Genomic DNA, 14,199 nt, shown 5'->3' on the forward strand with positions numbered 1-14,199 from the left:
GTTCAGACGGCGGAAGTCCCGGCGAACGCCGGCGCCAGCACGCGCGCTCCCTCGCGCACGCCCCGGACGTTGATCTTTTCGGTGGCGGGGAGATCCGCCAGCAGCTCGCTGGTGAGACAGGCGTTCACCGGGCGGGAGGCATAGCGCGTACGGGCCCGCGGCACCGGTGTCACCAGGCCCGTGGGGACGCCCAGCGCCCGCGCGATGACGGTGGCCCACTCGGCGCGTGTGACGCGGTCGGGCCCGCCCAGGTGCAGCACCGGGGGCAGCGGGTGTCCGGCGTGCAGGAGGGCGGCGGTCACCTCCGCCACGTCGTCCAGGAGGACCGGTGTCGTCCAGTGGTCGTCAGGGGCCTCGATCCGCTCACCGCGTTGCAGCCCGTGGGCGCAGGCGGCGAAGAAGTTCAGCCACTTGCCCGCGTCGGCCGGCTCGTGTCCGTAGACCAGGCTGACGCGCAGGACCACGGCACGGGGGGCGTTGGTGAGCAGCGCCCGCTCGGCCGTCAGCTTGGCCCGGCCGTAGGCGTTCGCCGGCGACACGGGGGTGCTCTCGGTGTTGTGGGCCGTCCCGCCGCCGAAGACGTTGTCGGTGGAGATCATGACGATCCGCGTGCCGGGCGCCAGGGCGGCGAAGGTGCCCGCCACGGCGACGTGCGCGGCCCGCGCCTCCTCCGGGTGGTCCTCGCACCAGGTGACGTCGGACGGGCCGTGCACCAGGACGATCCGCCCGGGACGCAGACGGTCGAGCAGCCCCTGGCAGGCCTCGGCGTCGGTGGCGTCCAGGGCGTCCCAGCGGGCTCCGTAGCTCTCGGGCGGCAGGACGGGCCGGCGGCGCGAGACGAGGGTCACGGCCTCACCCGCCGATGCCAGATGCCGGGCTATGCCGGTGCCGACCAGGCCGCTGCCCACCACGAGGGTGCTGTCAACGCTCACGGCGCCCCCTGCGAGGAGGACACCAGGGTCCGGTCCGCCAGCAGCCGGCCCGCACCGATCAGCCCGTGGTCGTCGTCGGCGACCCCGAGCGACACCATCCGGTCGATCTGGGCGGCATCGAGGCCGAAGCAGCCCAGCCGCACCAACTCGCCCACCAGCAGCCGCCGGTACGGTTCTCCGACGGCCAGGGCGAAGCCGCCCATCAGGATGAAGCGGCACACCGCGATCGCCGTGAAGACTCCCGTGATCGCCTGGGCGAGGCAGGTGAGGGTGGCGCGCAGCACCTCGGTGGCGAAGGGATCGCCCGCGCGTACCGCCGCGGCGACGGCCCGGTTGTCGATGTGCTCCGCACGGCCGTCGCACAGCGCGGCGAGGCGGGAGCCGCGGAAGGCGGTCCCGTCCGCGTGAGCGGCCCGGCGCGTCGCTGCCAGCACGCCCCGCCCGGAGGCGATGGCGCCCAGGTGGCCGCGTCCCCCGCAGTCGCACAGCGGCGCGTCCGGGGAGAGGTCGCAGACCCAGTGGCCCAGCTCGCCGCCGTGGCCGTCGGCGTCGACGAGGACCTCGCCGCCGCGGAACACCTTGTTGCCGATGCCGGAGCTGACGGTCAGCAGGCAGAAGTCCCCGGGTTCGGTGGCCGCGTACCGCCAGGCCGCCGCCGTCAGGTCGTTCACCACCACGGCCGGTGCACCGGTGCGTTCCGCCAGCAGCTCGCCGAGCGGCAACGGATCCCCGCGCCGCCCCCAGACGGTGGGGGCGGCGAGCACCAGCCCGGCGGCCGTGATCGGCCCCGCGAAGGCCACGCCCAGCGCCCGCGGCGGACGTCCGCCGGTGTGCACGGCGACCTCGCGCACGATCTGCTCCACCACCCGCCGCTGGAGCACCGGCACCGGTGCACCGGGATCGCGGTGCATGCCGTCGACCGGCACCCGGCGCACCCGTGAGACGGCGCCCGTCGCGGGGTCGTAGGTGCCCACCCGCAGCGTGGTGCCGCCGACGTCGAGCACGGTGAACACGTCGTCGGCCAGTATGCCGCTCACCCCAGTTCCTCCTCGAAGACGAGCAGTCTGAGGTCCCGCTCACCGTCGTTGAGCAGGCCGTGCTCCCCGTGGGCGGCGTTGACGACGACGTCGCCGGGGCCCACCGGGAACTCCTCGCCGTCGCGGTACATCAGGCCGCTGCCGTCGAGCACGACGTAGGTCTCGCGGTCGGCGCCGTGGCGGTGCCGGCCGATCGAGGTGCCCGGCGGCAGCACGGCCAGGTCGATGAAGTCCGCGCCCGGGGAGCCCGGCCGGCGTGCGAAGAGACGGTGGGCGAGGATCGTGCCGACACCGCCGTGGTCCTGCTCCTTGCCGGCCAGCAGGTCCCGCAGGTTGACCAGGGGCTCAGGCATCGGCGCGCTCCCCGTTCGCCGCCAGCGCCTCCAGCGCCGCCGTCAGGACGTCCCCGGGCACGTCCTCCAGCTCCTCCACGAAGGCCGCCTTGCCGATGCCCGTCGGGACGACGAGGTGCAGCTTGCGGCCCCGGCGCTGCCAGGAGGCGCGCAGGGCCTGGGTCATCAGCTCCGGTGTGCAGGTGCCGGGGTCGAACACCGGCAGTCCGATCCGCCGCAGCAGCCGGACGATGCGGTCGCAGGTCTCGTCGTCCGCCAGTCCCAGCAGGCGTGCCAGGTGCGCGGAGAGCGCCATGTCCACGGCGACCGCCTCGCCGTGCTCCAGGCGGTGTCCGCCGGCCGTCTCGACGACCGGGCTGAAGGTGTGGCCGAAGTCGACGAGCCGGGCCAGGTCGTGTTCCTGGAGGTTGGGGCAGAGTTCCTCCATCATCAGGCGCATCGACGTGCGCAGGACGTAGGTCTCCAGCTCCCCGTGGGAATGGTCCGGGCGGCCGTCGTCGTCGAGGCGCCGGAACGCGTCCGGGTGCCGTTCCAGCGTCCGGAACAGGTCCCCGTCCAGGATCACGGCCATCTTCACGATCTCGGCGAGCCCGCAGCGGATCTCCCGGTGCGGGAGCGTCGCGAGGAAGGCCGGGTCGTTCACGGAGGCGTGGGCCGGGTGGTAGGCGCCGAACATGTTCTTCGTCTGCAGGGCGTTCACTCCGGTCTTGACGCCCACGCCGACGTCCACCTGGCCCACGAGGGTGGTGTTGACCTTGATGTAGCGGATGCCCCGGGCGTAGATGGACGCGGCGAAACCGACCACGTCGGCGACGATGCCGCCGCCGACGGCGAGCATCACACCGTGCCGGTCCAGCCCGTCCGCCTTGGCGAGCGCGCAGACGTGCTCCGCCGCGGCGAGCGTCTTGTGGTGCTCGCCGGTCGGTATGACGTGCAGGGTCCACTGGCCGTGCCGGCCGTGGGCGTCCAGGTAGGCGCGCAGCCGGTCGCCGTAGAGCCGGTCGACGGTCGGGCTGACGAAGGCGACGACCCGGCGGCCCTCCAGGTAGCCGGCCAGCAGGGCGTTGTGCGGGTCGAGCGCGCCGGTGGTGACGTCGACCCGGTAGCGGACGCCGTCCGGGGCTCTCAGGTCGAAACCGCCGGGGTCCTCGCGGACCCCCGCCGGCGGATGGCCGACCCGATCAAGAACCTGGCCTGACATGTCTCTCCTCAACTGTTCTCACGGTTGACGCCGAAGTCCGCGAACACCCGGGACACAGCGGCCACCAGGGGCCGGCCGGGCAGGTCCTCCAGCGGTACGGGACGGCCCTGGTCATCGCTCACGGGCAGCCGCCAGTTGGGGTGCACCGTCGATGTGCCGGGAATGTTCTGAGGTCTGCGGTCGCCGGTCGCGTCCGGCAGCCACACGCCGAGCAGACGTGCCGGGGTGCGGCACAGGAAGCGGTGCAGCGCGACGACCTCGCCGTCCGGATCGGGCAGCAGCCCGAGCCGCTCCAGCTCGGCCAGCCAGGCATCGCGTTCGGCGGCGGCCTCCGCCTTCTCCTCCGCTTCCGGGCGGGTGAGCAGGCCCAGCCGCGCGCGGAGTTCGACGTGCTCACCGCTGAGCCAGGCGGCGGTCGTCGGCAGGTCGTGGGTGGTGAGCGTGGCCAGGCAGTCGTGCCGCCACCGCTCGGGCGGCAGCGGACCCAGCCGGCCCTCCGAACCCCCGAGATACTCGAACCGCTGCACGGACGTGCCGAGGACACCGCGCTCGTCGAGCGCCCTGCGTACGCCGGCCTCGACCGTGCCGAGGTCCTCACCGATGACGGCCGCGCCGGCGCGGTGCGCCTCCACCATCAGCACACCCAGCATCGCCTCGGCGTCGTAGCGGACGTAGGTGCCCTCGGACGGCGGCCGGCCCTCGGGCACCCACCACAGGCGGAACAGGCCCATCACGTGGTCGACGCGCAGGGCGCCCGCGTGCCGCAGCCCGGCCCGCAGCAGCCCGGCCAGCGGCCGGTAGCCGGACGCGGCGAGTCTGTCCGGGCGCCACGGCGGCTGGCCCCAGTCCTGCCCGAGCGGGTTGAAGTCGTCCGGCGGCGCGCCGACGCTCATCCCCGTGGCCAGGCAGTCCTGCAGCGCCCAGGTGTCGGCGCCCTCGGGAGCGACCCCGACCGCCAGGTCGTGGATCAGGCCGATGCTCATCCCGGCCGCGCCTGCCGCTGCCTGCGCGGCGGCGAGCTGCTCGTCGGTGACCCAGGCGAGCCAGCGGTGGAAATCGACCTCGGCGGCCAGCTCCTTGCGGGCGTGGGCCACGGCCGGGGAACGCGGGTCGCGCAGCTCGGCCGGCCAGGAGCGCCAGGCCCCACCGTGCACACCGGCCAGCGCGCACCAGGTGGCGAAGTCGGTCAGGTCCTCGCCCTCGCGTGCGGTGAACTCCGCGAAGGCGGCTGCCCGTCCGGGCGGCAGGGGCACTTGGTGCACCACACGCAGCGCCTCCTGCTTGAGGAGGCGCACACTCTCCCGGTCGATGAGCAGGTCGCCGCGCAGCACACCCTCGTTCAGCGCCCGTGCCCGCGTGACACACCGGTCGGCGCTGCGGCGCGCCGCACCCGTCAGGTAGGCGTACTCCGGGATCGCCTCCACCCTCAGATGCAGAGGGTCGGGATACCGGCGGGAACTGGGCCGGTACGGCGACGGGTCCGGCAGCGGCCCGGGCTCGACGGCGTGCAGCGGACCGAGCTGCACGAAGCCGGCCCCGAGGGCGCGTCCCGACCAGGAGGCCAGCTCCGCCAGGTCACCGAGGTCCCCCATGCCCCACGAGCGCCGCGACAGCACCGAGTACAGCTGGACCAGGAACCCCCAGTGCCGCCCGGCCGGCACGGGCAGCCGTTGCGGTACGACCAGCAGCGGCGCGGACTGCCGGCGCCCCGGTGCACGGACGTGCAAGGTGTGCCGGCCGGTGGGAAGGGATCCGGACAGGGCAGCCGCGCCGCCCCCCTCGAGCTCCACCTCCGCCGTGGCGTCACCGGGCAGGCCGAGCCGGGGCACGGCACCTCCCCGCAGGACCACGCACTCGGGCAGCAGCCGGGCCGCCGTATGCTCGCGGTGGGCCGCCAGCGCGGCACGGGCCGCCGCGTCGGTGGCCGCGTCCACGCCGCAGGCGGCGAGCACGGCCACGAGCGTGTCCCGGGCCACCGCCACCCGGTGCCCCCGGTCGGTGGTGTAGGCGGTGGATACCCCGTGGGCCTGGGCCAGTTCGTGCAGGATCTCGGTCATGAGGCGGGCTCCGCGGTGCCGAAGAGGCGTTCCAGGACGACCGCGACGCCGTCCTCGTCGTTCCCGGGCGCGATCTCGTCGGCCATCGCCCGCAGTGCCGGATGGGCGTTGCCCACGGCCACCCCGTGCCCGGCCCAGGCCAGCAGCGGGATGTCGTTGGGCATGTCGCCGAACGCGATGGTCTCGGCCGCTTCGAACCCGAGGAGCCGCGCCGCCCGCTCCACCCCGGCCGCCTTGGTGGTGCCCGCCGGCAGGACCTCCACCATCCCCTGCACCGAGTGCACGACGGTGACCTCGTCCCCGCACAACTTCCGTGCGACGGACTCGACTTCGTCCTCCGGCACGCTGGTGTGGTGCAGCACCAGCTTGTCTATGGGGTCCGTCCACAGCAGCCGCCGGTCGGTCGTGACGTCCCAGCCGTGCCGGACGCGTTCCCCGAACCGGGGGGTGACCTTGAAACGGCTCTCCGGGGGTGCCGTCACGACACCCAGTTCCACGGGCCCCAGCGCCGCCTCGACCCGCTCGACCACGCGCCGTGCGAGGTCCAGGTCGAGCGAGGCCGAGCTGAGCAGCCGGTCGGCGCCGACGTCGTAGAGCTGGGCGCCCTGCCCGCACACGGCGAGCCCGCGGTAGCCGAGCGCGGCCAGGTACTGCTTGCAGGCGGCGGCGGGTCTCCCGGTGACCACGAGATGCCGGGCTCCCGCTTCGGCCGCCCCGGCGAGGGCGCGCAGGGTGCGGTCGGAGACGGTCTGGTCGCTGCGCAGCAGGGTGCCGTCCAGGTCGGTCGCCACGAGCCGGAACGGCGGCGGGCCGGCCGAGGACCCGACGGGGACCGTGTCCCAGGTGACACGTCCCGAGGCCAGGGTCAGCATGACGAGCAGATGCTGCCCGGCCGGCGGCCCGTCCAGGACGCCCCGGAAGACTCCCGCGCCTGCCCGTTCCAGGGGCACCAGGACGGTTCCGCTGCCCGTGGGCACGGCCTCGTCGGAGGCGATGGCCTCAGCCCGGGACTCCAGGCCCGAGGGACAGGTACGGGTACCGGGCACCGCCACCTCCACGTGCCGCGCCTCGGGGTGCCGGTACTCCACGCGCCGGCGGCCCGCCGGACCCGGACGCACCGCGTACCGCCCGCGCACCCGCGCCGCCCAGTCCTCCCGTCCGGCCGCACGCGCGGTCTCGGCGCAGCGTACGAAGTCAGCCCGCGCCCAGGCGGCTGCGAACAGACGCTCGTAGGCGCCCTCGTCGAGCGGTGCGCACCGTCCGTACGCCGTCACGTCACCCAGCTCGGCGGCGGACCGTGCGATGAGCTCCCGGTGCCGGATCCAGGCGGCGGGGGGCAGGCCGTCGAACCAGCCGTACCGGATCGCGTCCTCGGCAGGGAAGGGCCTGGGCCGGCCCCGCAGCAGATCCGCGAAGGCCGCCAGGCGCCGGTCCGCGCTCTGTGCCCAGGTGAACTCCCGGGCCGTGGCTCGGGAGTTGGCCGACAGCTGGGCGTAGTCGTCGGGGGCCGCGCGCCACAGGGCCGCGGCCTGGCGTATGCGCTCGGTGAGTGCGCGGGTGAGGTCCGGGTCGTCGTCGCGGAACGAGCCGGGCAGCGAGAACCCGGTGGCCCGCGGATCGTCCTCGGGCAGGGCGTGCCCGAAGTGCGCCGTGACGCTCTGCGCGGTCGCGATCGGCACCGCGCCGCACGCCATCGCCTCGGCCTGGGCGATGAGGAACCCGTCGAGCTCGAACTTCGAGGGGAAGACACAGAAGTCGGCACACGCGGCCTGCTCGAACAGGGTGTCCTCGTCGGCCAGACGCCAGTCCAGGTGGATCCGCCCGGGGTGACGGTCGGCGACGCTCTGGAAGTACGCGTTGCCGACGGGTGCCGCCTGCCCGCCGCCCCCGCTGGTGGCGAAGCGCAGGACGAAGGCCGCCTCGGTGCCGCTCGCCAGGACCTCCTCCACGGCACGGACCAGCTCCAGCTGCCCCTTGTGGTGCACCGCGTACCGGGCGGCGTGGTAGAAGACCGGCAGGGAGGGATCCAGGCCCAGGGAACGCAGGACCGCCTCGCGGTCCACGGCCGCCGGATCGCGCGCCAGCCAGCTGTCGGATATCCCGCAGCCTCCCATGAACAGTCTGTGCGCCTGCTCCCGCAGCGTGCGGGACACTCGCAGGGTGGGGAACAGGCCCTCGAAAGGGGTGTCGCGGAAGGTGCTGTAGTAGTCCCGCTGGCCGGGCGAGACGAAGTCGACGAGATCGGCGTACGCCAGCACCAGCGGCAGGAAGGCGATGTGGTCGGGGCCGTACTCCACGTGCATCCGGGTGCCAGCCAGAGCCCGCGCCATGGTCGCCTCCGCACTGTCCTCGGCGGGCGGCGGATCCTCCAGGGCGTCCAGGTCCGCGCGCACCCCGAACAGGCCGAGCAGCCGTTCCACCTGCGGGCGGTACACCTTCTGCGCAACGGGCGCGTTGGCCGCGACCGTGCTCACGGTCCGCAGGGACGGGTCGTCGGCGAACAGGGCCGGCAGGAGGTAGTGGTAGTACGGCTCGAAGCCGTGCACCACCGCCTCCTCGCCTCCCAGGTACCGCTGGACGAAGTGCGCCCCCGCGACCTGGAAGACCAGGGGCTTGAAGTACGCCAGGTCCCTGCCCTCGGTGCCGGGCGGGGGATACAGGCGGTCGGGCAGCAGGTCCAGGAAGGCGTCGGAGAGGAAGTAGACGTCCACACCGTCGAGCCGCAGCCGGTGGGCCCGGGTGGTCAGTTCCAGGGTGATCTCGGACGGGTGCTCCGGCCACACCTTGGGGTCCAGCACGAGCGGGACGCGGTGTTCATGGACGTAGGGGAGTTCCTCGATCGGGTGGTCGCGCCGCAGCGCAGCGAGGAGCCCGTGCGCCGGAGTGACCAGCGACACGCGGTGACCACGGGCGGCGTACTCACGCGACAGGTTCCACACCAGCGGGGACAGCCCGCCGCGCATCAGGCGGTTGTCGAACCCGCCGCATTCGAAGGCGAAGTGGATGATGTGCATGCGCCGGTGCCTCACCAGCTCGCCGCGGCGCGCGCACTGGCCGCGCGCAGCCCCGGCAGGTCGATGAACTCGGTGTGGGTGCCCACGCTGCCGCACACGAACGCCCCGGCCACCGATCCGGCCAGCACGCAGTCCTCGAGCGCACGGCCCTCGAAGAAGGCGTGCAGGAAGGCGGTGACGAACGCGTCACCGGCACCGTTGCTGTCCACGACCGGACGCTCGGGACGTACGGCGGGGAAGTGACGGATCGTGTCGTCGCCGCGCTCGAGCAGGTAGCAGCCGTCGGCCCCGTCGGTCGCGACCACGAACCGGGCCCGGCCCTCGTCGATCACGGCCCGGAGCACGGTGTGCAGCCGGTCGGGGATCGCCGCCGCGCTGAGGAAGACGTAGTCGGAGTTGAGGGCGTAGTGCCGGTGGTGCGGGTTGTCTCCGTCCCAGTCGTGCAGGTCGGTCGAACTGGTCACGCCGAGGCGGTGGATGTCCTCGTACATGTCCTGGTTGTGGCCGATGATCGACAGGTGCACGTGGGCGGCCCGCTGGAGGAAGGGCAGGTAGAAGTCGCGGGGCAGTCTGAGATCGGCCGGGTGCCGGCCGTCGTAGAACGAGAAGCGGCGGCCCTGCGGGTCCACGAGGTTCGCCGAGCGGGGGGTGCCGTACGGCGAGACGAGATGGCTGAAGTCGAGGCCGTGGCGGTCGTAGTGCTCCAGCACCATACGGCCCTGCGGGTCCTCGCCGAGGAAGTCGATGAACTTGGTCCGCAGACCGAGCGCGTGCCAGCCGAGTGCCACGCCGTTTCCGGTGTGTCCGACGTAGTCCCTCAGCGGCTCCACGAAGACGGAGTCGCCCGGCGGTACGCGCAGCTCGTCCACGCGCACGATGGTGTCCACGCCGACTCCGCCGACCACCAGGACGTCGTAGTCGCTCGGACGCTGTTCGCTGCTTCGGTGCTCGGTCAGGGTCATGCGCTCACTCCTTGGGCAACGTGCTGAATGTGTCCGTCCTCCAGGACGACGGCCGCGTCGATGTCGGCGCCGGGCGGTATCACCGCGCCGGGCAGCACCACGCTGCGCCGCACCCGGGCGCCCGCGCCGACCCGGACCCCGGGGAAGAGCACGCTCTGCGCCACCAGCCCGGCGTTGACGAGGTCCGCCGGGACCAACGACGCGCGCACTCCCGGGGCGTCGGCGACCCAGCGCCTTGCGACCTGTGGCCGCACCGTCCGGGGCATCCGCTCGACGGGCAGCGGCGCCCGCGGCCCCGAGACGAGGGCCAGGTGCGCGCGGTGGTAGCGCTCCACCGTGCCGATGTCCTCCCAGTGGCCGCACACCTCGTGGCCGCGGATGTGCTCCCCGGCCGCCAGCATCGCGGGGATCACGTCACGGCTGATGTCGTGCTGCCAGTCGGTGCCGTCCAGGTCGCTCAGGTACCGGCGCAGTACGGCGGCGTCGAAGACGCAGAAGGCTGCGAAGACCAGGTCGGAGGTGGGGTTCTCCGGCTTCTCGACGAACTCGGTGAGCCGGCCGCCGCCGTCGAAGCGGACCATGCCGAACAGGTGCACCCAGCGTCTGTCGATGCGCTGGTAGGCGATGGTCAGCGCCGCGCCGGAGGCCCGGTGCGCCTCGACCAGCGGGCCGTAGTCGTACCGGTAGACGTGGTCGGCGTGCAGGACGAGGACGTCCTCGACGCCCTCGGTGAAGATGTACTCACCCTTGCGGATCAGCGCGTCGGCGGTGCCGCGCTCCAGCGGCCAGGTGCGCTGCGGGATCCGCACCGGCACCTCCCGGCCTCGGTAGGCGGTGTCGTACGGCCCGAAGTGCACCCGGAAACCCGGCCCGGTGTTCCACACCCGGTGCAGGTCGTCCATCAGCAGCCGCTCCTCGTACTGGGAGAGCAGCAGCACCTCCGAAAGGCCCGAGGCGCGGGCGTTGGCCAGGCTGAAGTCGATGAGCCGGCAGGTGCCGCCGTAGGGGACCAGCGGCTTGAGCCGCCCGGTGCCCAGCGGGCCCATCCGGCGGCCCTCACCGCCCGCGAGCAGCACCGCGCGCACGGCACGCAGATCAGCCATGACGCACCTCGTCCCAGGTCACCCGGCCGGTGGACAGCGTGAGCAGCAGCCGGCCGCCGGCCTGCGGAGCCTCCCCCGTGAACACGCCCGGCCCGGTGCGTTCCAGGGTGCGCACGTTCGGCAGGGCCCGTGCCGAGCCCCGCCGCGGCTCGACGACTTCCACCCGTTCGGCGTGCGGCAGCCGGTACTCCAGACGTCCGTCGGTGAGGATGCGGGAGCGTTGGCGCAGCCGAGCGGTCTCCGCCGCGGGCACCGCCTCGGGGTTCCGGTCCAGGACCCGCTCGCAGGCGGCGAAGTCGGCCCGCTGCCATGCGGTACGGAACATCCGCAGGGCCGCATCCGCGTCGAGCGGGGTGCGGCGCTCATAGGCCTCGATGTCACCGTGCTCGATCGCGGCCGCGCTGGTGACCTGCTCGTCGGTGAGCAGGTCGAACCATCCCTGCCTGAGCGCGAGTTCGGGGGACAGAGCCGTGGGCCGGCCCTCCCACAGGCGCGCGAACGCCGCCAGGTGCAGGTCGGCGCAGTGGTCCCAGGTGAAGACCCGGGCGACGGCCGCGGCACGCTCGGACAGCTCCCGGTAGCGGGCCGGTTCGTCCGACCACAGTGCCGCCGCCTGCCGGATGCGGTCCGCGAGCGCGGCGGTGAGCAGTTCGTCGTCCTCCGCGAAGGAGCGGTTCACGGCGAAACCGGTGGCCGTGTCCGGGCCGTCGGCGTGCCGGAAGTGCTCCATGCCGCGCTGGTCCGTGGCGATCGGCACCGCGCCCACGGCCATGGCCTCGCCCTGGGCGATCAGGAAGGTGTCCATCTCGAACTTGGAGGGGAACAGGGCGAAGTCGGACGCCGCCGCGCAGGCGAAGACGCGTGCCTCCTCGACGCGCTCCCACTCGAAGTGCAGCCGGCCCGGGTGGCGGGCGGCGACCTCGTGGAAGAACGGGTCGTCGATCCCGTTGCCGGAGATGCAGCGGATGACGAAGTTGGCCGCCAGGCCCTCGCTCAGCACGCGGTCCACGGCCCGCATCAGCTCTACCTGGCCCTTGTGGTGGACGGCGTAACGGGCGTTGTGGAAGAACGTCGGCAGCGCGGGGTCGAGGCCGAGGCCGCCGAGCACCTCCGCCCGGTCCACCTCGGCGGGATCCCAGGCCAGCCACTGGTCGGAGATGGCGCAGCCGCCGACGAACATCTTGTGGGCGTTGCGGCGCACCACGTCGGCGATCGGCAGCCGCCTGAAGAGCGCCTCGAACGGGGTGTCACGGAAGCCCGCGTAGAAGTCCAGCTGACCCGGCGACAGGAAGTCGATCAGATCGGCGTGCTCGGCGGTCAGCTCGTAGATCGCCACATGGTCGGCTGGGTAGGTGTAGTGCAGGTGCGTGAGCTGCTGGTACTGGACGATCGCCGCGGGCGCGTCGGGCTCGGGCTCGGGAGCGGGGAGCTTGACGTCCACGTCGAGCAGTTCGAAGAGCCGCTCGACTTCGGGCGCGTACACCTTCTTGGTGATCGGCATGTTGCTCTGCACGTTGCTGACGACCAGCTTCGCCGGGTCCCCGCGCAGGGCGGCGGGCAGCAGGTAGTGGTAGTACGGCTCGTGCGCGTGGACGACGGCCTTCTCGTCGCCGAACCAGCCGCGCAGGAACCGCACGCTGTCCACCTGGAAGACCAGCGGCTTGAAGAACACCAGGTCCTGGCCCTTGGCGGAGTAAGGAGGGTAGAAGGTGTCCGGCAGCTGGTTCAGGTACTCGTTGGCGAGGAAGTACAGGTCCACGCCCTCCAGGCGGATGCGGTGGGCGGTGGTGCGCAGCGCCAGGTCCACCTGCTCCGGGAAGCCCTGCCAGACCCGGGGGTCGAGGACCACCGGCAGAGCGTAGACGTCCTCGTAGGGCAGGTCCTCCACCTCGTAGCGTTGTCGCAGGTCGTCGAGCCTGCCGTGCGCGGGCGTGACGATGGACACCCGGTGGCCGCGGGCGGCGAAGGTCCTGGACAGGTTCCACAGGTACACGGACGTGCCGCCCTGCAGGAAGGTGTGGTCGAAGCCGCAGCACTCGAAGTACGTCTCGATGATGTGCATCCGGGGCGCGTTCACGGCGGTCATGTCCTCGCGGGGGTCGTCGGGGCGGGGGAGGCCAGCGCGAGCGCGTGGCGCAGGTCGATCGCGGCGTGGTAGGGGCGGGCGTGGTCGTGGTTGTAGCCGAGCTCGTGCAGGAGCCGGCGCAGGTACAGCAGCCGCCGCAGCCCACTGCCGGAGGCGGGCCCGAGCAGCAGGTGCAGGACGCGCTCACGCCAGGCGTCGGCGGTGCGGAAGACGTTCTCCAGTACGGCCCGCCCCGCCGGCGGCAGACCGGGCGCGCCGTCCAGGGAACCGTTCATGGTCTGGGTCGAGTCGACGCCCAGGCGGCGGGCGCTCTCGAAGGCCGCCTCGTCGGCCGTGAAGTACTCCAGCGCGCGCTGGACGGCGACGAGGTCCTGAAGGGGCGACTGGGCGGCGTAGCCGGGACCGTCCGAGGACAGCGCGGGCGTGGACACGTCGATGACGCTCATCCGCCAGCTGCCGCCTGCTCCTTCCTCGCACAGCAGATGGGACAGGTGCAGGTCGCCGTGGCAGGGACCGGCACCCCGGGCCGTCGCCTGTCCGCTGAACTCGGCTCGGAGCGATGCCAGTTCGGACTCGAGCGCATCGAAGGCCGCGGTCCGGGCGGTGTGCGGGAGTGCGGAGTCCGCCCGGGCCAGCGCCTCCAGCCGCGCCGAGGCCTTGGCCAGGGCGTCGGTCACGGGGTAACCGGTGGCAGGACCGCCCAGCCGTGCCGACAGGTCCCGGTGGAAGGAACTCAGGAAACGTCCGGCCGTGCGCAACCCTCCCTCCAGCGGCCGCAGATGGGAACGTACGAGCTCCTGCGGGGCGCTGCCGTCCGCGAGCCGCGGCCACAGCGAGCGCAGGTTCTCGCGCAGCGGCGCGTCCATGCCGTACCCCGGCACATGCCGGTAGAGCACGCCCAACGGGTGCCGGGTCCCGCGCAGGGGGTCCGTGTACGTGTAGTCCCCGGCCCACTCGGGCGTGCGCCCGGTGCCGCTCATCAGCCGCAGCACTTCGGGCTCATGGATCGTCTCGTCCAGCCGCCGGTACGTCTTGTGGATGTAGGGCAGGCCCCCTATCTCCACCAGGGACAGGGCGTTGGAGGACCAGCCCTGGTCGAAGGGCAGCCACCGCACCTCGCCGGCCGGCGGCGAGGACGCGCGGCGGAAGTCCACGTAACCGCCGCGATGGGTCCGCAGCCGTGCGCCGGCGAGCACACGGTGCACGGCTGCGAGTCCGCAGGGCCCGTCACCGCGGGCCTGTGTCAGGGCGCCCGACGGCTCCCGGCGCACGGGCACGAAGATCCGCTCGCCCGAAGCGGGGCCGCCGACGGCCGCCACGACGAGCAGGAACTCGTCGGCGCTCAGCACGGCATGGTCGACCGCTTCGTAGCGGTGTGCGGCGCGCAGATCGCGGGGCATCCAGGCCGCGGTGCGCAGCAGCGGTTCGAGGTGTTCGTCGCAGATCACGTGAGG

10 protein-coding genes are annotated in these 14,199 nt (G+C 73.1%); all 10 read right to left on the reverse strand.

Annotated features, from left to right (window positions below):
* Positions 1–2 precede the first annotated feature (2 nt).
* From K7G59_RS15580 to K7G59_RS15630, 10 genes are read right to left on the reverse strand one after another with little or no spacing between them, the layout of a single operon-like run.
* On the reverse strand, positions 3–932 hold the full coding sequence (locus tag K7G59_RS15580; RefSeq protein ID WP_225834521.1) for a sugar nucleotide-binding protein: 930 nt from the start codon (positions 930–932) through the stop codon (positions 3–5).
* Entirely contained in the window at positions 929–1,969 is a 1,041-nt protein-coding gene (locus tag K7G59_RS15585) for an ROK family protein (RefSeq protein WP_225834522.1), read from the reverse strand. Before K7G59_RS15585 ends, K7G59_RS15580 begins: the two co-directional genes overlap by 4 nt.
* On the reverse strand, positions 1,966–2,322 hold the full coding sequence (locus tag K7G59_RS15590; protein ID WP_225834523.1) for a cupin domain-containing protein: 357 nt from the start codon (positions 2,320–2,322) through the stop codon (positions 1,966–1,968). Before K7G59_RS15590 ends, K7G59_RS15585 begins: the two co-directional genes overlap by 4 nt.
* Complete coding sequence (locus K7G59_RS15595) at positions 2,315–3,523, reverse strand: sedoheptulose 7-phosphate cyclase (RefSeq protein ID WP_225834525.1); 1,209 nt, start codon at positions 3,521–3,523, stop codon at positions 2,315–2,317. Before K7G59_RS15595 ends, K7G59_RS15590 begins: the two co-directional genes overlap by 8 nt.
* Positions 3,524–3,531: 8 nt before the next feature.
* Entirely contained in the window at positions 3,532–5,580 is a 2,049-nt protein-coding gene (gene malQ, locus K7G59_RS15600; protein WP_225834527.1) for a 4-alpha-glucanotransferase, read from the reverse strand.
* The gene (locus K7G59_RS35050; RefSeq protein WP_308295044.1) at positions 5,577–8,594 is read right to left on the reverse strand and encodes a Cof-type HAD-IIB family hydrolase; all 3,018 of its coding nucleotides are present in this window, start codon (positions 8,592–8,594) and stop codon (positions 5,577–5,579) included. The genes malQ and K7G59_RS35050 overlap by 4 nt, the downstream gene beginning before the upstream one ends.
* 11 nt (positions 8,595–8,605) lie before the next feature.
* A complete protein-coding gene (locus K7G59_RS15615; protein WP_225834529.1) occupies positions 8,606–9,556 on the reverse strand; it encodes a carbohydrate kinase family protein in 951 nt (316 codons plus the stop codon).
* On the reverse strand, positions 9,553–10,659 hold the full coding sequence (locus K7G59_RS15620) for a sugar phosphate nucleotidyltransferase (protein ID WP_225834531.1): 1,107 nt from the start codon (positions 10,657–10,659) through the stop codon (positions 9,553–9,555). The genes K7G59_RS15615 and K7G59_RS15620 overlap by 4 nt, the downstream gene beginning before the upstream one ends.
* On the reverse strand, positions 10,652–12,736 hold the full coding sequence (locus K7G59_RS15625) for a glycogen/starch synthase (RefSeq protein ID WP_225834533.1): 2,085 nt from the start codon (positions 12,734–12,736) through the stop codon (positions 10,652–10,654). The genes K7G59_RS15620 and K7G59_RS15625 overlap by 8 nt, the downstream gene beginning before the upstream one ends.
* Before the next feature lie 5 nt (positions 12,737–12,741).
* Positions 12,742–14,193, reverse strand: coding sequence for a hypothetical protein (locus K7G59_RS15630; protein WP_225834535.1), 1,452 nt, complete (start codon positions 14,191–14,193; stop codon positions 12,742–12,744).
* Positions 14,194–14,199 lie beyond the last annotated feature (6 nt).

Source organism: Streptomyces sp. NK08204, from assembly GCF_020400585.1.
Lineage (GTDB): Bacteria > Actinomycetota > Actinomycetes > Streptomycetales > Streptomycetaceae > Streptomyces.